21 protein-coding genes are annotated in these 23,958 nt (G+C 43.8%); 9 read left to right on the forward strand and 12 right to left on the reverse strand.

Features of this window, described 5'->3' with window-relative positions; all coding sequences use genetic code 11:
• Nucleotides 1-42: 42 nt before the first annotated feature.
• The 4 genes from HMPREF9186_RS04310 to uvrA are packed head-to-tail and all read right to left on the reverse strand — an operon-like array spanning nt 43 to nt 6,052.
• Nucleotides 43-1,146, reverse strand: a complete 1,104-nt coding sequence (locus tag HMPREF9186_RS04310; RefSeq protein WP_009731590.1) for an SPFH domain-containing protein — start codon at nt 1,144-1,146, stop codon at nt 43-45.
• 8 nt (nt 1,147-1,154) lie between these two features.
• The gene (locus tag HMPREF9186_RS04315) at nt 1,155-2,105 is read right to left on the reverse strand and encodes a TIM44-like domain-containing protein (protein ID WP_009731591.1); all 951 of its coding nucleotides are present in this window, start codon (nt 2,103-2,105) and stop codon (nt 1,155-1,157) included.
• A gap of 57 nt (nt 2,106-2,162) precedes the next feature.
• Nucleotides 2,163-3,230, reverse strand: coding sequence for a M24 family metallopeptidase (locus tag HMPREF9186_RS04320; protein ID WP_009731592.1), 1,068 nt, complete (start codon nt 3,228-3,230; stop codon nt 2,163-2,165).
• Nucleotides 3,227-6,052 (reverse strand): excinuclease ABC subunit UvrA, encoded by a 2,826-nt coding sequence (uvrA, locus tag HMPREF9186_RS04325; protein WP_009731593.1) that lies wholly within the window; start codon nt 6,050-6,052, stop codon nt 3,227-3,229. Before uvrA ends, HMPREF9186_RS04320 begins: the two co-directional genes overlap by 4 nt.
• Nucleotides 6,053-6,174: 122 nt before the next feature.
• Between uvrA and HMPREF9186_RS04330 the strand changes: the two genes are divergently transcribed.
• Nucleotides 6,175-7,119: a magnesium transporter CorA family protein gene (locus tag HMPREF9186_RS04330; RefSeq protein WP_009731594.1), complete on the forward strand. Its 945-nt coding sequence runs from the start codon at nt 6,175-6,177 to the stop codon at nt 7,117-7,119.
• 27 nt (nt 7,120-7,146) lie between these two features.
• Complete coding sequence (locus tag HMPREF9186_RS04335; RefSeq protein WP_009731595.1) at nt 7,147-7,824, forward strand: DUF1129 domain-containing protein; 678 nt, start codon at nt 7,147-7,149, stop codon at nt 7,822-7,824.
• A 32-nt stretch (nt 7,825-7,856) separates the two neighbouring features.
• Here the strand turns inward: HMPREF9186_RS04335 and HMPREF9186_RS04340 are convergent, their stop codons facing one another.
• The 4 genes from HMPREF9186_RS04340 to rpsF all read right to left on the reverse strand — a co-directional run bounded on the left by HMPREF9186_RS04340 (nt 7,857) and on the right by rpsF (nt 9,576).
• Nucleotides 7,857-8,378: a GNAT family N-acetyltransferase gene (locus tag HMPREF9186_RS04340; protein WP_009731596.1), complete on the reverse strand. Its 522-nt coding sequence runs from the start codon at nt 8,376-8,378 to the stop codon at nt 7,857-7,859.
• 108 nt (nt 8,379-8,486) lie between these two features.
• Nucleotides 8,487-8,726, reverse strand: a complete 240-nt coding sequence (gene rpsR, locus HMPREF9186_RS04345) for a 30S ribosomal protein S18 (RefSeq protein WP_000068664.1) — start codon at nt 8,724-8,726, stop codon at nt 8,487-8,489.
• Nucleotides 8,727-8,767: 41 nt separating this feature from the next.
• Entirely contained in the window at nt 8,768-9,265 is a 498-nt protein-coding gene (locus HMPREF9186_RS04350) for a single-stranded DNA-binding protein (RefSeq protein ID WP_003008622.1), read from the reverse strand.
• Between the two features lie 20 nt (nt 9,266-9,285).
• Nucleotides 9,286-9,576 carry a 30S ribosomal protein S6 gene (gene rpsF / locus HMPREF9186_RS04355; protein ID WP_006595679.1) on the reverse strand — a complete coding sequence of 97 codons (291 nt, stop codon included), beginning with the start codon at nt 9,574-9,576 and terminating at the stop codon, nt 9,286-9,288.
• Between the two features lie 303 nt (nt 9,577-9,879).
• Between rpsF and HMPREF9186_RS04360 the strand changes: the two genes are divergently transcribed.
• Genes HMPREF9186_RS04360 through HMPREF9186_RS04370 form a run of 3 tightly spaced genes read left to right on the forward strand, consistent with a single transcriptional unit; the run spans nt 9,880 to nt 12,209 of the window.
• Nucleotides 9,880-10,932 (forward strand): bifunctional glycosyltransferase family 2/GtrA family protein, encoded by a 1,053-nt coding sequence (locus HMPREF9186_RS04360; protein WP_009731597.1) that lies wholly within the window; start codon nt 9,880-9,882, stop codon nt 10,930-10,932.
• Nucleotides 10,919-11,821 (forward strand): phosphodiester glycosidase family protein, encoded by a 903-nt coding sequence (locus HMPREF9186_RS04365; RefSeq protein WP_009731598.1) that lies wholly within the window; start codon nt 10,919-10,921, stop codon nt 11,819-11,821. The genes HMPREF9186_RS04360 and HMPREF9186_RS04365 overlap by 14 nt, the downstream gene beginning before the upstream one ends.
• Nucleotides 11,802-12,209, forward strand: a complete 408-nt coding sequence (locus tag HMPREF9186_RS04370; protein WP_083890001.1) for a hypothetical protein — start codon at nt 11,802-11,804, stop codon at nt 12,207-12,209. Before HMPREF9186_RS04365 ends, HMPREF9186_RS04370 begins: the two co-directional genes overlap by 20 nt.
• A gap of 66 nt (nt 12,210-12,275) precedes the next feature.
• Here HMPREF9186_RS04370 and HMPREF9186_RS04375 read toward each other — a convergent pair whose 3' ends face one another.
• Nucleotides 12,276-14,393 carry a surface-anchored 5'-nucleotidase gene (locus HMPREF9186_RS04375; RefSeq protein WP_009731600.1) on the reverse strand — a complete coding sequence of 706 codons (2,118 nt, stop codon included), beginning with the start codon at nt 14,391-14,393 and terminating at the stop codon, nt 12,276-12,278.
• 425 nt (nt 14,394-14,818) lie between these two features.
• Between HMPREF9186_RS04375 and HMPREF9186_RS11090 the strand changes: the two genes are divergently transcribed.
• Nucleotides 14,819-15,157, forward strand: coding sequence for a CHY zinc finger protein (locus tag HMPREF9186_RS11090; protein WP_232198434.1), 339 nt, complete (start codon nt 14,819-14,821; stop codon nt 15,155-15,157).
• A gap of 46 nt (nt 15,158-15,203) precedes the next feature.
• Here HMPREF9186_RS11090 and HMPREF9186_RS04380 read toward each other — a convergent pair whose 3' ends face one another.
• The 3 genes from HMPREF9186_RS04380 to hutI all read right to left on the reverse strand — a co-directional run bounded on the left by HMPREF9186_RS04380 (nt 15,204) and on the right by hutI (nt 20,059).
• The gene (locus HMPREF9186_RS04380) at nt 15,204-15,743 is read right to left on the reverse strand and encodes a biotin transporter BioY (RefSeq protein WP_009731602.1); all 540 of its coding nucleotides are present in this window, start codon (nt 15,741-15,743) and stop codon (nt 15,204-15,206) included.
• Nucleotides 15,744-16,133: 390 nt separating this feature from the next.
• Nucleotides 16,134-18,518 (reverse strand): phosphoketolase family protein, encoded by a 2,385-nt coding sequence (locus tag HMPREF9186_RS04385; RefSeq protein WP_009731603.1) that lies wholly within the window; start codon nt 18,516-18,518, stop codon nt 16,134-16,136.
• 293 nt (nt 18,519-18,811) lie between these two features.
• Nucleotides 18,812-20,059, reverse strand: a complete 1,248-nt coding sequence (gene hutI, locus HMPREF9186_RS04390) for an imidazolonepropionase (RefSeq protein WP_009731604.1) — start codon at nt 20,057-20,059, stop codon at nt 18,812-18,814.
• Nucleotides 20,060-20,259: 200 nt separating this feature from the next.
• Here hutI and HMPREF9186_RS04395 point away from each other — a divergent pair, with 200 nt between their 5' ends.
• The 3 genes from HMPREF9186_RS04395 (at nt 20,260) to HMPREF9186_RS04405 (ending at nt 23,913) form a co-directional block, all read left to right on the forward strand.
• Nucleotides 20,260-22,290, forward strand: a complete 2,031-nt coding sequence (locus tag HMPREF9186_RS04395) for a urocanate hydratase (RefSeq protein WP_009731605.1) — start codon at nt 20,260-20,262, stop codon at nt 22,288-22,290.
• Nucleotides 22,291-22,371: 81 nt separating this feature from the next.
• A complete protein-coding gene (gene ftcD / locus HMPREF9186_RS04400) occupies nt 22,372-23,271 on the forward strand; it encodes a glutamate formimidoyltransferase (protein WP_009731606.1) in 900 nt (299 codons plus the stop codon).
• Nucleotides 23,272-23,283: 12 nt separating this feature from the next.
• Nucleotides 23,284-23,913 carry a cyclodeaminase/cyclohydrolase family protein gene (locus HMPREF9186_RS04405; protein ID WP_009731607.1) on the forward strand — a complete coding sequence of 210 codons (630 nt, stop codon included), beginning with the start codon at nt 23,284-23,286 and terminating at the stop codon, nt 23,911-23,913.
• Nucleotides 23,914-23,958 lie beyond the last annotated feature (45 nt).

Below are 23,958 nucleotides of genomic sequence, written 5' to 3' on the forward strand. Positions count from 1 at the left end.
TAGGTGTTGGAGCCACTCGTTCTCTAAGCCTCATTTCTCCAATTAGTCAACGGGGACAATATTGCCATCCGCATCTTTGGTCACATGGACATATTTGCCATCAACTTCAATATAGAAGGTATGTGGTTTATCTGGAGCTGGAGAGGCTTGTTTTTGCAGATCATTCCCCAGAGCTTGGCCCAGGTTCATCCCCATGATCATGTTCATACCATTGCCACCTTCATTTTTAGCAGCTGCCACCAAGGCCTCATTGCGGGCGCGACGCTCTTCAATTTCAATGGTATTGTACTTCATCGCTACCAATTCACTATCCAGTTTATTGACCTTGGCCATACTATCTGCATCATAGCTCAGATCTTCAATCAGGACATTGGTTAATTCAATACCATATAGTTCTGACCACGTTTTATTGACTTCACGTTTTGCGACTTCATTGAAGACATCTTGGTCCGCATTGATATTGTAGATTTCCGCCTTATTTTCAGCCGTATATTTTGAAATAGCCACTGCAATCTTTGGTGCTAAGTTTTGGCGCAAGGTTCCCTGAGCCACATCTTCCAAAGTAAAAGGTTTGTCCGCCGTAATTTGGCGACTAACTGCACTGACGAAAAAGAGTACAGGATCTGCTACTTTAACGTCATAGAGACCATAAAAGCGAATGCTAAGAAGCTGTTGGTAACGGTCGCTAAAGTACTCGACTGGATTTTGGGTGCCAAATTTATTTCCTGTAAAAGGTTGCATCCGAACAAAGATAATTTCCTGTTGGGTGACCACTTGGCCACCAAATGAGAAGCGATTCTTGAACTGGTCCCAAGTCCCTTTCACTCCGCCCTTTTCAAACAACCAAGCATTCTCACCGGCTTGCCATTCGTGGCTTCCTGCTTCTAGAAGGTCTCCCAAAAAAGTTCCATTGTTGACTAAAAGAGCGACATAGCCTTGAGGGACAATGACGACAGAGCCATCTGTCAAAAGGCCAGTATTTTGGTTGCTCTGACGAGAGCGTCCGTCCGGATCTTTGGTCAAGAGCTGTCCCTTGATAGCCAAAGCCGTTGCTGGAATAGCTTCTGGCAAAGTAATGGCTTCCTTAAATTTACTATCTTGAAAACTTGAAATACCCGCTGAAAGGGCTGCATTAATAAATCCCATACATTCTCCTATCTGTAGAATTCAATTTCATCCACAACTTCATAAACATCCAAGACCCAATCTTTTGGATTGTGTTTCAAGGATGCTTGGCAATATTCACACTTGTCGATCGAATCGATGGTCAGTGGTGCACCACAGTTCGGACAGTGATCACTGACGACTTCTGAATTCTTAATGATCTCTGTCTGAGCCCCGTGTTCCCGGAGAAAGACCATGCGGTAAACGGTAAAGAGATCTTTGGTTGGATCCCCTTCGATCACACGACCCGATTCATCGTTTCGAATGTAATCTCTCATGGTCGAAGATAGAATGACTTCGATGCGGTCATTGCCACCTGGATTTTCGATAAAGTCTTTGATCTTCGAATTTTCCACACGCACGCGCTCTAAAACATTGGTCGTTTTTGCTCGAATATGCTCTTGCAACTGCGTCAAGTGTTGCTCATAAAGACTGGTACTTTCTAAGTTTCGAACAGAATTCCAATCTTTTTCTGTCCAGGCAGACTGTAATTGAAGGTAAACCAGCTTGACTTGCGACAAAAAGCGGTCTTCATCAAACATTGGGTCCAATTTTCGGATGCGGCGAATCGCTTCATAGTTGTTTTCAATTGGTCGACCCGCCCGTTCTTCGGTTGTCCGTTTTGGACCACTATTTGAATAAGACGAATCATCACTCTCATTAGCCTCTTTGGCCAGATTATAGACAAAACCAACTAAGCCAATGATAGCGACAACTGCAATACCACCAGAGTCTGTTCCAGAACTAGAACTGTAGCTACTGGATCCACCAGACCAGCTGCTTCCACCACCAGACCAGCTACTTCCACCGCCACCACCACCAGAATGAATAGTGCTACTACCACCACTATGTGTATTCCCAACACCCGCATGGGCTTGAGGGACAAATACAAATAGAAGGGCTACTAGAAGGATTCCCAATACTAAAATACGTTTTTTCATAGGCCTCTTTTCTTATTGTTATCTTTTAAATAGGAGCTAAGAAAAACTCAATCGATTCTATAGAACAATCAATTCTTTTGGAGCAAGGGTCAAGACCTCACAGCCTGTTTCCGTGATCAAGAGGTCATCTTCGATGCGCACACCAGATAGCCCTTCAATGTAGATTCCCGGCTCATCTGTCAAGACCATCCCCGCCTTGATCACCTCTTTAGACGTTTGGCTGAAGTAGGGTTCTTCATGGATATCCAGCCCAATCCCATGACCGATTCCATGAGTGAAGTATTGGCCATAGCCGGCTGCTTCAATCACATCCCGAGGGATTTTATCAAAATCACGGAAGCCAAGGCCGTCTTTAGCTGCAGCAATCAAGGCTTGATTGGCTTTCAAAACTGTTTCGTAAATTTCTCTTTCCTTGTCGCTGACATGTCCTGCATAGATAGTTCGTGTCATATCGCTGACATAGTGATCATACAAGCAACCAAAATCAAGGGTCAAGGCATCTCCTGCTGAAATCACCCGATCACTTGGAGTCGCATGAGGCATAGCAGAGCGTTCACCAGCTGCTGAAATAATATCAAAAGATACACCAGAAGCTCCCAACTCCCGCATTCTAAAATCTAGGAAAGTCGCTGCTTCCAACTCTGTGGTTTGTCCCACCTTGATAAAGTCCAAAATATCATGAAAGGCTTGATCTGAAATGCTACAAGCTTTTTTAATCGCCGCAATCTCTGTTTCATCCTTAATCAAGCGCAATTCCATGACGAAGTTCGCTAGAGGTTGAAGGCTGATACCACTGAAAACAGCCGTCATCCGGGCATGATAAGCGACCGTCACTTCGTCCTCAAAACCAAGATCTTTGATCCCAAGGTCCTTGACGATCTCTGCAGCGGCAGTCAACTCATCGCGGGTTTCCACAATCTCTACAAAGGGAAAACAAGTCGCATGGGCATGGATAGTGTAGCGTGAATCGGTGAAGAGTACCACACGTTCTTCTGTCACCAAGGCAGTCCCATTTGATCCCCAAAAATTGGTCAAATAATAAACATTTTTTAAATTGTTAATCAGTACCGCTTTGAGGTTTTGAGCTTTCATTTTGTTTCTTAAGTTACTGATCCGTTGGTTCATTGTAGTTTTCCTTTCAAATACTGTCCTGTGTAGCTAGCAGGGGTTGTTGCGACCTCCTCTGGTGTCCCAGTTGCAATAATGGTTCCGCCACCGACACCGCCTTCAGGTCCCAAATCGATGATGTGGTCTGCCGTCTTAATGACATCCAAATTGTGCTCGATCACAAGGACCGTATTGCCATCATCCACAAACCGTTCTAAGACCTTGATCAAGCGGGAAATGTCTTCGGTATGGAGTCCGGTCGTTGGTTCATCCAAGATATAGAAGGATTTTCCTGTAGAGCGCTTGTGCAATTCAGAAGCCAACTTCATCCGTTGCGCTTCCCCACCTGAAAGGGTGGTCGCTGGTTGACCCAGCGTTACATAGCCCAAGCCCACATCTTGGATGGTCTTGAGTTTGCGTTCAATTTTTGGAATGTGCTTGAAGAATTCGACTGCCTTGTTGACCGTCATATCCAGCACTTCTGCGATATTTTTTTCCTTGTAGTGGACTTCGAGAGTCTCACTATTGTAACGACGTCCATGGCAGACTTCACAAGGAACAAAGACATCCGGTAAGAAGTGCATTTCAATCTTGATGATCCCATCTCCTGAGCAGGCTTCACAACGCCCACCCTTGACATTGAAACTAAAGCGGCCTTTTTTATAGCCCCGAATTTTGGCTTCATTGGTCTGAGCAAAGAGATCGCGAATGTCATCGAAGACGCCTGTATAGGTCGCTGGATTGGAACGAGGAGTCCGGCCAATCGGACTTTGATCAATGTCGATCAAGCGATCGATATGCTCAATCCCCTGAATGGTCTTGTATTTCCCTGGTTTTTCCGAATTGCGGTTGAGCTTTTGAGCGATGGCTTTTTTTAAGATGCCATTGATCAAGGTTGATTTTCCAGAACCTGAAACTCCAGTGACTGCGATAAATTTGCCCAGAGGAAAACGCGCTGTAATATCTTGTAAGTTGTTCTCACTGGCCCCTGTAATTTCAATAGAACGGCCATTTCCTGAACGGCGCTCTGTGGGAACCGGAATCTTGCGTTTGCCGGACAAATACTGGCCAGTGATGGATTTGCTGTTGCGCGCCACCTGCTTTGGAGTTCCCGCAGCAACAATCTCTCCCCCAAAGACACCCGCACCTGGTCCGACGTCGATTAGGTAATCAGCCTCTCTCATGGTATCTTCGTCGTGTTCGACGACGATCAAGGTATTGCCTAAATCACGCATCTTTTTGAGACTGGCAATCAGGCGGTCATTGTCCCTTTGATGGAGGCCGATAGACGGCTCATCCAAGATATAAAGGACTCCAGAGAGGTTGGAACCGATCTGGGTTGCCAAGCGAATGCGCTGGCTTTCTCCACCTGACAAGGTCCCAGCCGATCGTGACAGGGTCAAGTAATTGAGCCCCACATTGTTTAAGAAGGTCAAGCGATCCTTAATCTCTTTTAGGATCGGTCTTGCAATCGTGGCTTCATTGTCCGTTAAGACCAGCTTGTCCACGGCTTTTAAGTGGTCCGCAATCGATAGATCCGACACTTCCCCAATATGCATCCCCTTTTCTCCTCCGACACGAACAGAAAGAGCCTGGTCATTGAGACGGTAGCCATGGCAGGTCGCACAGGTCAATTCGTTCATATAGGAGCGCATTTGGTTGCGGGTAAAATCACTATTGGTCTCACGGAAACGGCGGTGAATATTGGTTACGACTCCTTCAAAGGGAATGTCGATATCTCGAACCCCACCAAACTCATTTTCATAGTGGAAGTGGAATTCCTTGCCTTTTGAACCATAGAGGACCAAGTCCTTTTCTTCTTGAGAAAGATCGGAAAAAGGCGTGTCCATATTGATGCCAAACTGGATCATGGCCTGCTCCAACATCTGAGGATAGTAGTTGGAAGAGATCGGATTCCAAGGAGCAAGAGCTCCTTCGCGAAGGCTTAATCGATCATCTGGCACCACCAAATCCAAGTCCACTTCCAGCTTAATGCCCAGCCCATCACAATCTGGACAAGAGCCAAAAGGCGCATTGAAAGAAAAGAGACGGGGCTCTAATTCAGGAACGGTAAAGCCACAAACCGGACAAGCATAGTGCTCCGAAAAAAGTAGCTCCTTATCGTCCATGGTATCAATGACCACGTAGCCATCGGCAATCCGAAGAGCTGCTTCAATCGAATCAAAGAGCCGCGAGCGAATCCCCTCTTTGATCACGATTCGGTCCACAACGACTTCAATCGTGTGCTGTTTGCTTTTAGACAGTTCTGGGACCTCTGTCACATCATAAATCTCACCGTCAACCCGCACCCGAACATAGCCGTCTTTTTGCACCTTTTCAATAATATTCTTATGCTGGCCTTTTTTCTTTCGGATAATAGGGGCTAAAATTTGCAGGCGCTGCCGTTCTGGTAATTCCAAAACTTGATCAACGATCTGCTCAACTGAAGAAGCGGTAATCGCCCCATGGCCATTGATACAATAAGGCGTACCTACACGCGCATAGAGCAGGCGCAGGTAGTCATTGATCTCAGTTGCCGTCCCCACAGTGGAACGCGGATTTTTACTAGTGGTTTTTTGGTCGATAGAAATAGCGGGGCTTAAGCCATCAATCGAATCCACATCTGGTTTTTCCATATTTCCCAAGAACTGCCGAGCATAGGCTGACAAGCTCTCCACGTAACGACGCTGGCCTTCTGCATAGAGGGTATCAAAGGCCAGACTAGACTTTCCAGATCCTGACAAGCCCGTCACCACGACCAACTTATCGCGTGGAATTTCCACATCTATATTTTTTAAATTATGGGCACGTGCCCCATGAATGACAATTTTATCTTGCATGTTTTTACTCTAATTCACCTTTTTGTTATCCTCCATTATAACAAATTTTTTAGTATTCTTTTATCCAAAAACGTGCTTTTTCTGTTATAATGTTAAGGTGTAAAAAAACAAGGGGAGGCACCATGAAACAGGTCTTTTTATCAACAACGACTGAATTTAAAGAAATAGAGACACTGGAACCCGGTAGCTGGATCAACCTTGTCAACCCTTCTCAAAGTGAATCAATGGAAATCGCCTCTGCATTTAATATTGATATTGCCGACTTACGGGCACCACTCGATGCGGAAGAAATGTCCCGTATGACCATCGAAGATGAGTATACCTTGATCATCGTAGACGTTCCCATCAAGGAAGAGCGGAACAACCAGACCTACTATGTCACCATCCCTTTGGGAATCATTCTAACTGAAGAGGCCATTATCACCACATGTTTGGAAGAATTGCCTTTGCTAGATACCTTTATCAATCGTCGCTTACGGAATTTCTATACCTTCATGCGGTCTCGCTTTATCTTTCAGATCCTTTATCGAAATGCCGAGCTCTACTTGACCGCGCTTCGTACCCTGGATCGCAAGAGTGAACAGATTGAAAGTCAACTCCATAAATCAACTCGTAACGAAGAGCTGATTGAACTGATGGAGTTAGAAAAAACCATCGTCTACTTCAAGGCCTCTCTGAAAACCAATGAGCGCGTGATCAAGAAATTGACCAGTGCCACTAGTAACATCAAGAAATACCTGGAAGACGAGGATCTATTGGAAGATACCTTGATCGAGACTCAACAGGCCATTGAGATGGCGGATATTTATGGAAACATCCTCCACTCCATGACCGATACCTTCGCATCGATCATCTCCAACAACCAGAATAATATCATGAAGACCTTGGCTATGGTGACCATCGTCATGTCCATCCCAACCATGATTTTCTCGGCCTATGGGATGAACTTCAAGGACAATGAGCTTCCGCTCAACGGCGAAGCCCATGCCTTTTGGCTCATTATCTTCATCGCCTTTGCCCTGACTGGATCCCTCGTCGTCTACCTCATCCATAAAAAATGGTTCTAACAACACTTGTATATCAAAGGAGTATTTATGTCTCACATCGATCTTAGCCAACTTAGCAAGAAAAACCAAGAATTTATCCGGATCGCCAAACACCAATTGCTTGAAAACGGAAAGACAGAGGAAGAAGCAGAAAGCCTCCTCCAAGAAATTCTTCCAGCTATCCATGAGAACCAAGGAAAAGGAATTCCGGCACGGACCCTTTTTGGAGCTCCAACTGTCTGGGCTAACTCTTTCAGCGAGAAAGAACGCTATGAAAAAGAGCATCCAAAATTAAACGATGCTCCTTCTCTCATGATTTTGGATTCCTTCCTCTTTATTTTTGGTGTCTTTGCTGCCATTTCAGCCTTCATGAACTTGGTCGCACCGCATCGTACTGGCTATGGTTTGATCACCTTGATTCTTGGAAGTTTGACAGGGGCTCTGCTCTTATACCTCATGTACTACTTCTTCTATCAGTATATGGGTGGCACAAAAGATCGCAGTGAGCGTCCCTCTCTTTGGAAATCTATGCCGATTCTTGTTGGCGTCATGTTCCTTTGGGTCATCGTCTTGTCCTTCACCTCATTACTCCCACAAGTCCTCAACCCAACCATTCCAGATATCCTTGCGATCCTTTTAGGAGCTTTAGCACTCGCCCTTCGCTTCTACCTCAAGAAACGTTTTAATATTAAAAGTTCGAGCACAGCACCCGCAACTCGTCGCTAAGAAAACGGATGAAGTTTTCATCCGTTTTTGTTTTACTGTATTTCCCTGTTCAACCTTTTTGAAAAATAGAGGACTAAGTCATCATTGTTTTCACAAGAACTGTAAGGGGCCAAGGGCTGATCCCTAAACCAAATTCCAGATCCATCTGGGATATAGCCTCGTTTAACATACAGTCTTTGAGCTGGGCCATAACCCGAGTGTAAACCAACCCCTAAAGTAACAAACTCTGATAGTAGCCGGACTCTTTTTTCCGCCTCTTCTAAGAGTTGATTCCCAATTCCTCGATTTCTAAATGGCTCAAAAACATTAAAATCAGATAGTTCAGGATAGACTCCCACGAAAGGACCGTGCTTGGCAGCAGGCAATATAGTGATATAACCTGCCACAAGTCCATCCGACTCAACTACTAATACGTCCCTTTCTCCATTCTCCTGATCCTGAAAATAGCTGGTCAAGATATCCTTTCTACCCGGCCACCTTTGGTGGATAAAGGCTTGAGAGATGTGCTCAATATCTGCCTTTATCATCCTCCTGATGATTACACCTTCCTTCATAGTTCCCTCCTTGATATATTTCTTCCCACATTATAACACGATTAGAGCTAGGGAAAGGTCAAAGAGGTCCACCCGAACCTGAAAAAAAGACCCACCAGGGTCTTTTCTTTAATCTTCGTTTACGAAAGGCATCAAAGCCATTACGCGAGCGCGTTTGATAGCTGTTGTTACTTTACGTTGGTTCTTCGCTGAAGTTCCAGTTACACGACGAGGAAGGATTTTCCCACGTTCTGAAACGAAACGGCTAAGAAGCTCAGTATCTTTGTAATCAACATATTCAATTTTGTTTGCTGCGATGTAATCAACTTTTTTACGGCGTTTGAATCCGCCACGACGTTGTTGAGCCATGTTTAATTCTCCTTTATAGTTTTAATTCGTTAAACCCATTCTTAGAATGGAAGATCGTCGTCTGAGATATCCATTGGATTAGCTCCAAATGGGTTTTCCTCACGACCAAAGTTAGGTGCTGCATTGCTTGGTTCAGATCCACCAAAGCTTGGGGTTGCATTTCCAGCAAAACCACCATTGCCTGATGAATAACCTCCACCTGCATGCCCTTCGCGTGCTGCACGGCTTTCCAATAATTGGAAGCTATCTGCTACGACTTCAGTGACATAAACACGTTGACCTTGCTGGTTTTCGTAATTACGTGTTTGAATGCGACCGGTAATCCCAATCAAAGCACCCTTCTTAGCCCAATTAGCTAAGTTTTCTGCTTGCTGACGCCAGATCACACAGTTGATGAAATCGGCTTCGCGCTCTCCATTCTGACTCTTGAAGTTGCGGTTGACAGCTAGGCTGAAAGTAGCAACTGCTTGATTGCTTGGAGTATAGCGAAGTTCAGCATCACGGGTCATACGACCGACAAGTACAACATTGTTAATCATAAGTCACCTCTGATGATTTCTTACGCGTCAACTTTTACGATCATGTGACGAAGAATGTCACCGTTGATTTTTGAAAGACGGTCGAACTCGTTAAGAGCTGCGTCGTCGTTCGCTTCAACGTTTACGATGTGGTAAAGTCCTTCACGGAAATCTTGGATTTCGTATGCAAGACGACGTTTTTCCCAATCTTTTGATTCAACAACAGTTGCACCGTTGTCAGTCAAGATAGAATCGAAACGTGCTACCAAAGCGTTTTTAGCTTCTTCTTCAATGTTTGGACGAATAATATAAAGAATTTCGTATTTAGCCATTGATAATGTTCCTCCTTTTGGACTAATGACCCCAAGTCTTTGCAAGGGGTAAGTGAGGTTTACTCACAAGAAACTATTATACCAGACTTTTCGAACAAAGGCAAGGATTATCTTTAGGATTTGAAACATCATTTTTTTACGTGTCCTATGAGATGAAAGGAAAACTTCCCCTGAAAAATGACAATTATAGAAGGAAAGATACTCCTTTCCTAGCCCTTTTCCTTAAAGAAAACTGATATCAGTTAGCTTTAAGCTTGAGTCTTTATACTAGCTACAACAAATTTCAAGAAACGAGGAACGATTATGAATTATCTTATCATCCCCGCCTATCAACCAGATCTGAATCTTGTCAAATTGGTTCGCCTGGTTCACGCTAAGAGTGATCTCCACATCATCGTCGTCGACGATGGAAGTGACGACGACAAGAAAGTGATTTTTGACAAATTGGACGGTCTTGCGACAGTCCTGACCCACGAGCACAACCAAGGAAAAGGGCAATCTCTCAAGACTGCTTATGCATACATCCTAGAAAGAGGTACCTATGGAAGCGTTGTTACAGCTGATGCAGACGGTCAGCACAAAATTTGGGATATTTTCAGGGTTGTTAACCAATCTCAAGAACATCCTGGAGCACTTATTTTAGGAGCACGCGCCTTTTCTGGCCAAGTTCCTTTGCGTTCTGCTTTCGGGAATAAATTGACCCGTTTCCTCTTCAAACAACAAACCGGAGTGGCAATCAGCGATACCCAAACAGGTTTACGGGCTTTTACTACGAATCTCTTGCCTTTCATGCTTGAGGTTGACGGACAGCGTTATGAATATGAGATGAATGTTCTCCTTGCAGCAAGCAAGTCCTTCCCCATCCTAGAAGTTCCGATTGAAACAGTCTACATCAATGACAATGAAGGCTCCCACTTCCGACCTATCCGAGATGGCCTCATGATCTACAAGGACATGTTTAAGTTTGCCCTCTCCTCTCTGAGTAGTTTTATCGTGGACTATCTGGTCTACGCTTTCTTCCTTTTCGTGATGATGGCCGTGCCCATTAGTCTTCGCATTCTCCTAGCGAATGGGATCGCTCGTGTGACGAGCTCCATCTTTAACTACTCGACTAACAAGCACCTGGTCTTTAAGAATAAAGACAGCGTCGCTAAAACAGGAAGTGGCTACTTTGGTCTTGCCCTCGGCCTCTTTATTCTCGATACGCTCTTGATTCGACTCTTCTATACTGCTTTCGGGCTCAATCTCCTGATCAGTAAAATTGTCGTTGGCTTCCTCCTCTTTCTGGTCTCATGGGTGATCCAGAAAAAAGTGATCTTCAAAGAAAGGACAGCTCCCCACCATGAAATTCTTTAAAAAATCTTATACCTATGCTGCCTGCTTTGGTCTTCTTTTGACCAGCAGTTTTAGCTACTCGATGCTCAAGACCTTTGTCTTATCCGATGCCATCCAAACCGTAAAAGCTACGACTACGGACACTAAGGCAGCCAAAAAAGCAGCTGCTTCAGCTACAACGACCGATACTAGCTATTCAGATGACAATATCCAGGTGACTTTAACAGAAAAAACAGTTGAAAATACCCAGGTTTACATCGCAGATATCACAGTCAGCTCGGCAGATTATCTCAAAACAGCCTTTGCACAAAACACCTACGGGACAAATGTAACGGCTAAGACCTCCGTCACGGCCGCCAACAACAGTGCTATTCTAGCAGTGAATGGTGACTATTACGGGGCTAACAGCACAGGATACGTTATCCGAAATGGAGTTGTCTACCGCGATACCGTTCGTGAAGACTCTAGCAATGGCGACTTAGCCATTTACAAAGATGGTTCCTTCAAGATTATCTATGAAGATGAGATCTCTGCGGATCAATTGGTCAAAGATGGAGTCGTCAATCTCCTTGCCTTCGGACCTTCCTTGGTTGAAAATGGAGAAATAACTGTCGATACCAATTCGGAAGTAGGTCAATCCATGGCGTCCAACCCACGTACAGCGATTGGGATCATCGATGAAAACCACTACATCATTGTCGTATCAGATGGACGGACTTCAGAAAGTGAAGGACTATCTCTCTACCAATTAGCGGAAGTGATGAAGTCTTATGGCGTTAAAACAGCCTACAACTTGGATGGGGGCGGATCTTCTACCCTCTACTTCAATGGCCAAGTTATGAACAAACCAACTACAAATGGTACTATTTCAGAAAGGGCGGTGAGTGACATTGTCTACATCGGTTACTAATCCTATCAAACAACGGTTGAAAAAGACCATCCTCTGGTACACTCTGATTTCAGCTTTCTTCTTCGTCGGAAGTCGCATCTACGAACACTTTAGTTTTGGCGAAACCTCTGCCTTCATGCACTACCTCTTCTTGATTCCTTTGATGGGTGGTGCCCTGCTAGTGGCTCTGCAACTAGTGGTCAAGGGGCTTTCTAGAATCACACTCAATCTTTGGAACTCAGCGGTTGCCACGGCAACTGCAGGGGCCCTCTACCGAGGCATTGTTAACCTCTCTGGTCGTTCAACAACTCTCGACCAACCCTACTATTATGTTGCAGGGATCTTCCTAGCCCTCGCCCTCATCAGCATCTTCTTTGTCCGCAGTGTCTGGGTGGAGACAACAGACTAAGACATGAAAAACGTCCGTTTCTTAAAAGAACGGACGTTTTTTAGGGTCAGTTAACGTATGAAGGACTTAACCTTCACGTTTTTTGCTAGCTACAAAGCCTGCCAATGCTAGCGAGGTCATACCGAAGAGGCTGAGGACTGTTGAAGCCAAGTCTTTTTGACCTGTTTTTGGAAGGCCGGTTGCTGGTGCAGAAGTAGCTGCCACTTCTTGAACACCTGTATGATAGGTAACAGCGACTGGTTTTACCTGGGCTGTTTCTTTACTGTCAGATGCAGCTGGTTGAACTGGAGTCACTGGAGTTGTAGGTTGAACTGGTGGATTAGTTGGCGTCACTGGAACTACAGGATTGACTGGAGCTACAGGATTGACCGGAGCTACAGGAGTTGCTGGTTCCACTGGTGCTGGCTGAGGTTCCGGTTGTGGAGTTGGTTCAGGTGCAGGAGTTTCTTCTTCCACTTTTTCTACAAAGGTCTTGTTGCCTAAAATAGAAGCAGATAACTTCTTCCCTGCCTTATTCACATCTTCGATGTATTGGATAAAGACTTCTGTATCCGGATTGATAGCCCCGATCAATTTTGTATCACGGAAGACTGAGAAGCCATCTCCACCACCATACAAGAAGTCGTTGATAATCGCTTTGTAGGTCTTGGTACGATCAATTTCTGTGCCATCTGCCTTGTAGACTTTCACGACCTTATAAGGATTTTCTTCCGTCGCATCGGCTGGTTTGGTATAGGTGTACTTGATCCCTGCCATTTGCAAGAAGTAGAGTTCTTTCTCATCATACTGTTGGTCCAAAGCTTTATAGATTTGTTCTCCAGTAATTTCGACTACTTGAAGAATATTTCCAAATGGTTGCACGGCTTGAGCTGCACCCCAGGTTACAGTTCCATCTGGTTTCACCACAAGGTCTGCACGAATTCCCCCATTATTAGTGAAGGCAAAGTCAACATCTGGATAACCTGATTTTTTAGCAATATCCAATTGGGCGGCTGTGACCAGATCCCCAACAGCACTTTCCTTTTGCGCATTCAATTCACGGGTAATATTTTCTGCTTTTTCTGCTGAACCAATTTTCGCTTCCGTTACCTTTTTAACAGTCTCATTGGCTTCATTGATGATCGCTTGGACCTTAGCATCTTTAGCTTTACCTTTAGAAGGATCGACAGCGATGATTTTAGCAGTTGGAGCTTTGACAAAGTCAGCTGTATCTGTATCTAAGACTCCACGGACATCAGAGTAGGCCTTTCCTTGAGAAGTTCCTTGCACAATCAAGGTATTGCCGACCATCCCATTTGTATATTGGTGGTTGTGACCAGCAAAGACAAGGTCCACAGAGTTTTCAGGATAGATCTGGTTTAATTTTTTGATCATGTCTGCAGCTGGTCCTTCTGCTACCCCATTTTTACTTGTTGCAGCAACGTGGGCCAAGACAGCGATGGCATGAACCCCTTGGTCATTCAACTCACGCGCATATTTGGCAATGGATTCTGCTTCATCCAAAACGCGGTATTGTTCATGATTTTTACGCAAGACTAGATTTGGGAATTCTGTCGTAACAACCCCGATAAATCCGACTTTAACAGTCTTGTCATTGACTGGGATTTCTTTGATGGTATAAGGCTTCCAGTCAAATGGGATTTTGTTAGTATCCTTGTCGACCAAGTTGGCAATCACGACTTCTTGTTTAGAAGCTTCATGAGGATATTCATCGACGATCTTATTGAATTGACCTGGTGTTGGGGCTTCCCCCTTCATGATCCGGTTGAATTCACCAAGTCCTTCGTCAAACTCATGATTTCCAAGTGTTCCGTATTCAAAGTTCATTTCATTGAAGACTTTTACAGATGGTTCATCTTGAAGGAGGGCAGAGTTGGCTGGACTAGCGCCGACCATATCTCCAGCTTGCACACGAATACTAGCATTTGGTCTTCCAGCATTCTCCGTTTCAAATTCTTTTTGCGAATCGTTGAGGTAGGTTGCTAAGAGCGGAGCTGTTCCTGCATTCTTCACAGTCTCCCCTTCTAAACGAGCTGTCCCCGTTTGTTCCAAGGCACCGTGGAAGTCATTGACTCCCATGAACTGCACGGGCAATTCGTCCGCAAAGACACTATTGATCGCAAAAACACTGAGACCGGCAGCGACCGCTAGGATACTGCTTTTCAAGATAACTTTTTTCTTCATTGAATACTCCATTTTCTAATGTCGGACACTTCTCCAAAGAGGAGAAAGCAGAAAAGTTGATTTGCTGCAATCAGCTCTTCCATTTTACTATTTTTTCGGTTTTTCTTCAATGTTTCTTTGAAAACTCTTCCATCTTTCTCTAGAAAACGCTTGATTCCCGAACATCTATCCAGCTGTTTTTTCTTTAGTTCCTAGATCTATAAATTGTAAAATAAAAATCAGTCCCTAAAGGTTCATCAAATAAGAACTGAAAACTATTGTTACCTAGAAGCGTAAGATAGACACAATGAATCATGTGAATCGACTATACTTTTCTCCTAAAAATACAAATCATTTGTGCTATAATGTGATTAATGGAAAATAGTAAAAGTACAATCACTAGAAAAACTTTCAGAAAGCAGGAACCTGATGTCCTGGGCAAGACAATTGCTTCTACTCCTTGTCTACCAGTAGCACAAATTCATGGCCTCCTGGTAGATAAGGAAAGTAGGTGCCAACACTATCATTCTCCACTAGATATTGTTGCTCTAAAATGCTATGACTGTCAAAAATATTATGCCTGTTATCAATGTCATGATCATATAGAGGATCATAGATTTCGAGCTTATCCTTGCCACATAAGGCAGGATAAGGTAGTTATCTGTGGTGTTTGTCTACATGAAATGACTATTGAAAACTATCAAAAGTCTATCTCTTGCCCTCATTGTCACAGTCGGTTTAATCCAGCTTGTTCAAAGCACTATGACATTTATTTTGCAAAATAAAAAGATTGAAGACATTGTTCGTGTGAACAGAGCCTTCAATCTTTTTTTATTGGAAGTAGCTATGATTTTTTAGAGATTTTAAAATGGGTTTCATCACCAAAGCGACAACAAGGCCTTTCAAAAGATCAGGAATGATAAAAGGCACTAAACCAACAGCTATAGCACCAGACCAAGGCATATTGCCAAGGAAGTGAAGACTGATGATACCTCCGACAAAGACAAGAGCATCACCTAAAACAAAAGCTAAGAAATTTTTCCAAATAGGAGCTGTAGCATGAGTCAGTTTAGAGGTGACAAATGCAAAAAGTGGATAGGCGAGCAAATAGCCTACAGAAGGTTTAACGAAGGATTGAAGGCCACCTCCTCCACCTGCAAAAACTGGTAAACCAATAGCTCCTAAGAGAAGATAGAGGAGTCCAGCTAATGCAGCTTCTCTTGGTTTAAAAATAGCGGCCACCAGCCCCACAGCAAAGGTCTGTAATGTGATGGGAACAGCACCAATGGGGATAACTATTTGAGCCAATGTGGCAATAATAGCAGCTCCGAAAGCTGGAAGAACAATTGAAAAAGTATGATGTTGTTTCATTTTTTAGTTAACCTCGTTTTTAAATATGGTTAACCTATTATACCAAACAACCCCTTAATGGTCAACCAAGATATAAAAACAGGTTGACTGTAGAAACTGGAATTCGTTTGTAATTTTCTTTCTCAAGCAATCCCACTTTCCAGCGTTCTTTTTTATTTTAGGAAATCATTCACCTAGCTACTGATGGGCTAATCAAATATTTTTAAAAAAATATCAAATTCTTTTACCGCTAGCATCATCAATGCAATCCACAAGGTGATTTCACCTTCTGTGGATAGAAGACTTCCACAAACTGATGAAACAGCGCTTAACTGTTTCAAAAAAAGCAAGTGGAAATGTAAAAGACGGTCTAAATAAGACAAAAAAGCCGGATTGCTCCGGCTCTTTCTATCATTTATTTACGTTTTCCCATTTCCAGTTTTGAACTTCTGGAATGTCATCTCCATTTTCACGGATATAGGCATTGTGGAAGGCTATTGTTTCATCCATTTGAGCTGCAAATTCGCTTGCTGCTTCTCCAAGAGCTGCATTAGCAGCATCTTGTGCCAAGTGGAAGCGGTCCAACTCAGACATGACACGCATATCGAATGGTGTTGTGATATCTCCGTTTTCACGGTAACCATGCACACGCAAGTTGTGATTGTAACGGTTGAAGAAGATGTCACGGATCATGCCTTCGTAACCATGGAAAGCAAAGATCACAGGTTTGTCAGCGGTGAAGACCTTGTCGAACTCTTCATCTGAAAGTCCACGCGCGTCGACGGATGGGTGACGCAATTTCAAGATGTCTACAACGTTAACAAAGCGGATCTTCAATTCTGGGAAGGCTTTGTGAAGAATCGTTACGGCTGCAAGTGCCTCTAAGTTTGGCTCTGTACCTGCTGCTGCAATAACAAGATCTGGCTCTTCATCTGCTGAAACAGTTGATGCCCAATCGATCACCTTGTATCCTTCACGAACCAATTCTTCAGCTTCAGCTGCTGAGTAGAATTGAGGACGCGGGTGTTTAGAAGAAACGATCAAGTTGATCACATCTTCTGCCTTGAAGGCTTGGTCCATCACTGCAAGCAATGTATTGGTATCTGCTGGCAAGTACTCACGGATGTATTCTGGAGTTTTTTCTGCCAAGTGAGTCAAAATACCTGGATCTTGGTGAGTGTAGCCATTGTGATCTTGTTGGAAAACAGTTGAAGTCGCAATCAAGTTCAAGGCTGGGTAGTTTTTACGCCATGTCGTGTGAGTCTTAGATTTACGCAACCATTTGAAGTGTTGAGTAATCATAGAGTCTACGACACGAAGGAATGATTCGTAAGATGCGAAGAATCCATGACGACCTGTCAAGACATATCCTTCAAGCATTCCTTCCGCTTGGTGTTCTGACAATTGAGAGTCAATCACACGTCCAGCAGGGCTCAAAGCTTCATCGTAGTCTGGTTTCATACGTCCTAACCATTGACGGCTTGTACGAGTAAAGACTTCTTGAAGACGGTTTGATTTGGTTTCATCTGGTCCAAAGATACGGAAGTTATCTGGGTTCGCATCCACAAGATCTGCTGCATACTTACCAAATTCGATCATATCTTGCGCCATGATAGCACCTGGTGTTTCGATCTTGAAGGCATGTTTCTTCCAATCAGCAGTGTCCATTGGTTTGATGACACCTGCGTTTGTGATTGGGTTCATAGCCATTCGACGGTCACCTTTTGGTGCGATTTCAGCAATCTCAGGAAGTAATTTACCAGTTTCGTCGAACAACTCAGCTGGACGGTATGATTCCAACCAAGAAAGCAGAGCATCCACATGCTCCATGTGGTGAGCATCTACTGGGATTGGCACTTGGTGCGCACGGAATCCACCTTCGATTGGTGTTCCTTCCCAAGCTTTTGGTCCAGTCCAACCTTTAGGAATACGAGCAATTAAGACAGGGTATACTGGTTGAGTTGCTTCTTCTGCAGAACCTTTACGAGCTTCTGCTTGGACTTTCTTGATTTCTTCAATCGCTTCGTCCAATTTTTCTGCAAACAAAGCATGAGCCGCTTCGTGATCATCAGAAATAGCCGTTACGTCTGCAAAAATAGGTTTCCAACCAAGACCTTCAAAGAAGAGGGCCAATTCTTCGTCTGTTTTGCGTTCGAAGATCGTTGGGTTGTGGATCTTCCCACCGTTGAGATAGAAGATTGGAAGAACAGCACCATCGTTCACTGGGTTCAAGAAGGTATTGGCCAACCAACCAGCCATCAATGGACCAGTTTCTCCTTCACCATCACCGATTACGGTTGCAGCAATCACATCAGGATTATCCAAAACAGCTCCAGCTGCGTGAGAAAGAGCGTATCCAAGTTCTCCACCTTCGTGGATAGATCCTGGTGTTTCAGGCGCCGCGTGAGAAGCGATTCCTCCTGGGAATGAGAAGATTTTACATAGGTGTTTGAAGCCTTCTTCATTTTGTGGGATGTTTGGATTCAATTCAGTATAAGAACCATCTAAGTAAGAGTTGGATACCATTACTTGTCCACCGTGACCTGGACCTTCGATGTAGAACATATCCAAGTCATATTTGTTGATGGTACGGTTCAAGTGAGCATAGATAAAGTTTTGCCCTGGTACAGTTCCCCAGTGTCCGATTGGGTGAGCTTTTAAGTCATGTTCAACAACTTCACGCTTCAACAATGGATTATCTTTTAAGTACATTTGAGCAGCTGAAATGTAGTTGGCTGCACGCCACCAAGCGTCTACTTTATCCAAGTAAGCTTTGCTGTTATAATCGACAGTCATCTTGTCTCCTCACAATTTCTAGACAGGTTATTTTAAAAAAACCTGTTCATTTTATTAATCGTTTAAATACTCTGTTTTCATGTTCAAACAGATGATATTGAAAAAAATATTCAATATTACTCTATTCTATCAAGAATTTCTCTTTTTGTACATCAGAAAGTAAGAAAAATATTCTTTGAAGGTCAAATTTTTATTCTCCAATAAAGTGTTCCCATTCACTGCGGTAATCTGATAGAAAAAAGACTTTGCTGATTCTTGCAAACCAGCAAAGTCCCTAATCAAATAGAGGCCGTTTAAATGACTTTTTGACCTTTCTTGTAAACATCTGTCACCAGATTTGTCGCAAAGAAATAGAAGAGATAATCTAGATTTGGTGCATCATAAATCGTGATATCTGCTTGTTTTCCAATATCCAAAGATCCAATGGTTTTGGCACGATCTACAGAATAGGCTGCATTGATGGTCACCGCATTGAGGATTTCCACTGGAGTTAGGCGCATCATGAAGCAGCCCAGGTGCATGGCAAACTGAAGATTGGCCGTCGGACAGGATCCTGGGTTGCTATCAGTTGTTAGGGTAATGGCCATACCAGCATCCAACATCTTACGAGCCGGTGCATAGGTATCTTCCATCAGACTAAAGGTTGTTGCCGGCAAAAGATTTCCGATGACTTTGGCTTTTGCTAGTTTTTGAATGCCTTCATCGGTAATCACCATCAAGTGTTCTGCACTAGTAGACTCCAATTCAGCTGCTACATCCACACCACCAATGGACTCAATCTCATCCGCATGAATCCGTAACTTGAAGCCCATTTCCTTGGCTTTCGAAAGAAGGTAGCGAGACTCATCTGCTGTGAAGACACCTTTCTCACAGAAGATGTCGCAGAACTCAGCCAGATTGTCTTCTTTTACCTTCGGAAGCATTTGCTCAATGATGAGATCTAAATACTCTTTAGAACGGCCCTTGTACTCTGTTGGGATCGCGTGAGCTGCCATAAAGGTCGACACGAGATCGATGTCATGGTCACGGTCCAAGGCTGCTACCACATCTAATTGGCGTTTTTCAGTCTCCCAATCCAAACCGTAACCACTCTTGGCTTCAACAGTTGTCACCCCATGACGCAACATATAATCCAACAGTCGTTTTGACTTGTCATAGAGATTGTCAAAAGATGCTTCACGTGTTGCCCGAACAGTGCTCAGAATTCCACCGCCTTGAGCGAGGATGTCTAAATAGGAAACTCCCGCTAACTTTTTAGCAAACTCATGCTCACGACTGCCTCCATAGACCAAGTGGGTATGGCAATCAATCAGACCAGGTGTTGCGACCTTTCCTTCACAGGATTTTACTTCCGTATGGTCATCGATCAGTTCTGGATCTGGTTGACCTGTTCCAACTGCGAGGATCTTTCCATCTTTAATAGCGATATAAGCATCGGAAAGAATTTGGGCATCTGCCATCTCCTTCCCATAAAGAGGATGGCCGAGGTCCTTTGGACAAAACAACTGGTTAAAGTGGGTTAATAGAATATCAGCAGACATACGAAACATTCCTTTCTATTTCCGTTATAATTTCATTTTACAATTCTAAAAAAAAAGAGTCAAAAAAAAGTCAAAAAGTTGACCCCTCACTTTTTTTTGCTTTATTAAAAATTATATTTTTTTTTGACTCTTTATTGACGTTTCTTCGATACAATAAAGAAAATATAAATTCATAGTTCAGCTATAAGGAGGATTCCACTATGTCATTTATAGACGAAAAAGAAATTGCAGCAGCTATGTCTGTCAAACTTGACTATGATGTCCTACCTGAAAAGGCAACTTTTCAAGAAGGTATTCGTCGTGCACCAGATAGAGGCTTCCGCTTAACGCAAGCTCAAACAGAGATTGCCCTTAAAAATGCTCTGCGATACATTCCTAAAAAATTCCATCAAGAGTTGATCCCAGAATTCCTGGAAGAACTAAAAACTCGTGGTCGCATCTACGGCTACCGCTTCCGTCCAAAAGAACGCATCTACGGAAAACCAATTGATGAGTATAAAGGAAACTGCACCGCTGCTAAAGCTATGCAGGTCATGATTGACAACAACTTGAGCTTTGAGATTGCTCTTTATCCATATGAATTGGTTACTTACGGAGAAACAGGTTCTGTCTGTGCTAACTGGATGCAATACAACTTGATCAAGAAATACTTGGAAGTGATGACAGAAGACCAAACCTTGGTCGTTGAATCTGGTCATCCACTCGGCCTCTTCAAGTCTAAACCAGAAGCTCCTCGCGTTATCATTACCAATGGTCTTTTGATCGGTGAGTATGACAACATGCACGACTGGGAAATCGCTGAAGAGATGGGCGTTACCAACTACGGTCAAATGACGGCTGGTGGCTGGATGTACATTGGTCCTCAAGGAATCGTCCACGGTACCTTTAACACCCTTCTCAACGCTGGTCGTCTGAAACTCGGCGTTGCTGACGATGGTGACTTAACTGGTAAACTCTTTATTTCATCTGGTCTCGGTGGGATGAGTGGCGCTCAAGGGAAAGCAGCTGAAATTGCAAAAGCTGTTGCGATCGTTGCAGAAGTGGACCGCTCTCGGATCGAAACCCGTCACTCTCAAGGCTGGATTAGTCAAGTGACCGACAGTGCCGAAGAAGCTGTGAAATTGGCTCAAGCAGCACTGGAAGCTGGCGAATCTACTTCTATTGCCTACCATGGTAATATCGTAGACTTGCTTGAATATGTCAATGAACACCAAGTCCATGTTCATCTCTTGTCTGACCAAACCTCTTGCCACAACGTTTACGATGGTGGTTATTGTCCAGCTGGTATTAGCTTTGAAGAACGGACACGCTTGTTGGCAGAAGACAAGGAAACCTTCCACCGTCTCGTCGATGAAACCTTGGCTCGCCACTTCGCAGTGATTAAAGATTTGACTGCTAAAGGTACCTACTTCTTCGACTATGGTAATGCCTTCATGAAATCTGTTTATGACTCAGGCATCAAGGAAATTTCTAAGAATGGTCTCGATGACAAAGACGGATTCATTTGGCCATCTTATGTAGAAGATATCATGGGACCTATGCTCTTTGACTATGGTTACGGTCCATTCCGTTGGGTCTGCCTCAGCGGTAAACATGAAGACTTGATTGCAACCGACCATGCAGCTATGGAAGCGATCGATCCAACTCGTCGTTACCAAGACCGCGATAACTACAACTGGATTCGCGATGCTGAAAAGAACCAATTGGTGGTGGGTACAGAAGCTCGTATCCTCTATCAAGATTGTATGGGCCGTGTTAACATTGCTTTGAAATTCAATGAACTCATTCGCCAAGGCAAGATTGGACCTGTCATGATTGGACGTGACCACCATGACGTATCTGGTACAGATGCTCCATTCCGTGAAACATCCAATATCAAAGATGGATCGAACGTTACTTGCGATATGGCGGTTCAATGTTACGCTGGTAACGCTGCTCGCGGTATGAGTCTTGTTGCTCTCCACAATGGTGGTGGTACTGGTATCGGTAAAGCTATCAACGGAGGATTCGGTCTCGTTCTAGACGGTAGTCACCGAATCGACGAAATTATCAAATCTGCTATTTCATGGGATACCATGGGAGGGGTTGCTCGTCGGAACTGGGCACGGAACGATCATGCTATTGAAACAGCGATCGAATACAACCGTCTCCATGCAGGAACAGACCACATCACTATTCCTTATCTTGCAGACGAAGATTTGGTCAAAGATGCGGTTCAAAAATTGTTTTAATTCAAAAAAATAAAAATTGAGAAAGGGGAGGAGATTACATTGCCCTCCTTCCCCACTTCTCCTATAAAAAGAGGTAATCATATGGCAAAAATTGTTGAGTGTATTCCAAACTTCTCTGAAGGACGCAATCAAGCTGTAATCGACGGATTAGTCGCTACTGCAAAAAGCATTCCAGGTGTTACATTATTAGACTACTCGTCTGATGCTAGCCACAACCGCAGCGTCTTTACACTCGTTGGGGATGAAGAAACCATTCAAGAAGCGGCTTTCCAATTGGTAAAATACGCATCTGAAAACATCGATATGACCAAACACGAAGGCGAACACCCTCGTATGGGAGCAACAGACGTTTGTCCATTCGTTCCAGTCAAAGATATCACAACAGATGAATGTGTCGAAATCGCTAATAAAGTGGCGGAACGCATCAATCGTGAATTGGGTATTCCAATCTTCCTCTATGAAGATGCCGCAACCCGTCCAGAACGCACCAACCTCGCTAAAGTTCGTAAAGGCCAATTCGAAGGAATGCCAGAAAAATTGTTGGAAGAAGACTGGAAACCAGACTACGGTGAACGCAAGATTCACCCAACTGCAGGGGTTACTGCTGTCGGTGTCCGTATGCCACTCGTTGCCTTCAATGTCAACCTTGACACAGATGATCTAGAAATTGCCAATAATATTTCTAAAATCATTCGCGGATCCAGCGGTGGATACAAATACTGTAAAGCGATTGGTGTTATGCTAGAAGCTCGCAACATTGCCCAAGTTTCTATCAACATGGTCAACTTGGAAAAATTCCCATTGTATCGCGTCGTTGAAACCGTTCGTTTCGAAGCACAACGCTATGGTGTTCGAATCATCGGAACAGAACTCATTGGACTTGCTCCAGCTAAGGCTTTGATCGACTCTGCTGAGTACTACTTGCAATTAGAAGACTTTGACTATAGCAAACAAGTCTTGGAAAATCACTTGTTGGGTTAGAAAGGGAGTTCTATGAAACTAGTTGACTTAAGTATTACAGAGTTTGCCAAGGTTCTTGGTTCAGATGCTCCAGCTCCAGGTGGTGGTTCTGCTGCTGCCCTATCCGCTGCAAATGGGATTTCCCTTACAAAAATGGTCTGCGAACTGACCATTGGTAAGAAAAAATACGCTGAATTTGAAGACCACATCAAAGGGGTTCACGAAAAAAGTGCCCAACTCCAAGACCAATTACTAGAAGCTATTGACAAGGATACAGAAGCTTTCAACGTGGTATCAGCTGTCTTTGATCTTCCAAAAGAAACCGAAGAAGAGAAAGCCGCTCGTCGCGAAGCCATGCAAAAAGCTTTAAAACATGCGACTGTTTCTCCTTTCTCTATGATGGAACTCATCGTTGAGGCTCTTGAAACCACCAAAGAAGCTGTTGGCAAGTCCAACACCAATGCGGCAAGTGACCTAGGGGTGGCTGCTCTCAACCTTAAAGCTGGGCTTCAAGGGGCTTGGCTCAATGTCCTGATCAATATTTCAGGCATCAAGGACCAAGACTTTGTCCAAGAATACCACGGCAAGGGTCTCGAACTTCTCCAAACAGGTTCTGAGCTTGCAGATAGCATTTACCAAACTATTTTAGAAAGTCTATCTTAAGCCTACCAATCAACTTTATAACTTCAATACCTACAAAGAAAGAAG

It is taken from the genome of Streptococcus sp. F0442, assembly GCF_000314795.2.
Lineage (GTDB): Bacteria > Bacillota > Bacilli > Lactobacillales > Streptococcaceae > Streptococcus.

Bases quoted from the DNA above. Each gene is read 5' to 3' on its own strand.
- HMPREF9186_RS04310 (WP_009731590.1), bottom strand. From the start codon at position 1,146: ATGGGATTTATTAATGCAGCCCTTTCAGCGGGTATTTCAAGTTTTCAA.
- HMPREF9186_RS04315 (WP_009731591.1), bottom strand. From the start codon at position 2,105: ATGAAAAAACGTATTTTAGTATTGGGAATCCTTCTAGTAGCCCTTCTA.
- HMPREF9186_RS04320 (WP_009731592.1), bottom strand. From the start codon at position 3,230: ATGAACCAACGGATCAGTAACTTAAGAAACAAAATGAAAGCTCAAAAC.
- uvrA (WP_009731593.1), bottom strand. From the start codon at position 6,052: ATGCAAGATAAAATTGTCATTCATGGGGCACGTGCCCATAATTTAAAA.
- HMPREF9186_RS04330 (WP_009731594.1), top strand. From the start codon at position 6,175: ATGAAACAGGTCTTTTTATCAACAACGACTGAATTTAAAGAAATAGAG.
- HMPREF9186_RS04335 (WP_009731595.1), top strand. From the start codon at position 7,147: ATGTCTCACATCGATCTTAGCCAACTTAGCAAGAAAAACCAAGAATTT.
- HMPREF9186_RS04340 (WP_009731596.1), bottom strand. From the start codon at position 8,378: ATGAAGGAAGGTGTAATCATCAGGAGGATGATAAAGGCAGATATTGAG.
- rpsR (WP_000068664.1), bottom strand. From the start codon at position 8,726: ATGGCTCAACAACGTCGTGGCGGATTCAAACGCCGTAAAAAAGTTGAT.
- HMPREF9186_RS04350 (WP_003008622.1), bottom strand. From the start codon at position 9,265: ATGATTAACAATGTTGTACTTGTCGGTCGTATGACCCGTGATGCTGAA.
- rpsF (WP_006595679.1), bottom strand. From the start codon at position 9,576: ATGGCTAAATACGAAATTCTTTATATTATTCGTCCAAACATTGAAGAA.
- HMPREF9186_RS04360 (WP_009731597.1), top strand. From the start codon at position 9,880: ATGAATTATCTTATCATCCCCGCCTATCAACCAGATCTGAATCTTGTC.
- HMPREF9186_RS04365 (WP_009731598.1), top strand. From the start codon at position 10,919: ATGAAATTCTTTAAAAAATCTTATACCTATGCTGCCTGCTTTGGTCTT.
- HMPREF9186_RS04375 (WP_009731600.1), bottom strand. From the start codon at position 14,393: ATGAAGAAAAAAGTTATCTTGAAAAGCAGTATCCTAGCGGTCGCTGCC.
- HMPREF9186_RS04380 (WP_009731602.1), bottom strand. From the start codon at position 15,743: ATGAAACAACATCATACTTTTTCAATTGTTCTTCCAGCTTTCGGAGCT.
- HMPREF9186_RS04385 (WP_009731603.1), bottom strand. From the start codon at position 18,518: ATGACTGTCGATTATAACAGCAAAGCTTACTTGGATAAAGTAGACGCT.
- hutI (WP_009731604.1), bottom strand. From the start codon at position 20,059: ATGTCTGCTGATATTCTATTAACCCACTTTAACCAGTTGTTTTGTCCA.
- HMPREF9186_RS04395 (WP_009731605.1), top strand. From the start codon at position 20,260: ATGTCATTTATAGACGAAAAAGAAATTGCAGCAGCTATGTCTGTCAAA.
- ftcD (WP_009731606.1), top strand. From the start codon at position 22,372: ATGGCAAAAATTGTTGAGTGTATTCCAAACTTCTCTGAAGGACGCAAT.
- HMPREF9186_RS04405 (WP_009731607.1), top strand. From the start codon at position 23,284: ATGAAACTAGTTGACTTAAGTATTACAGAGTTTGCCAAGGTTCTTGGT.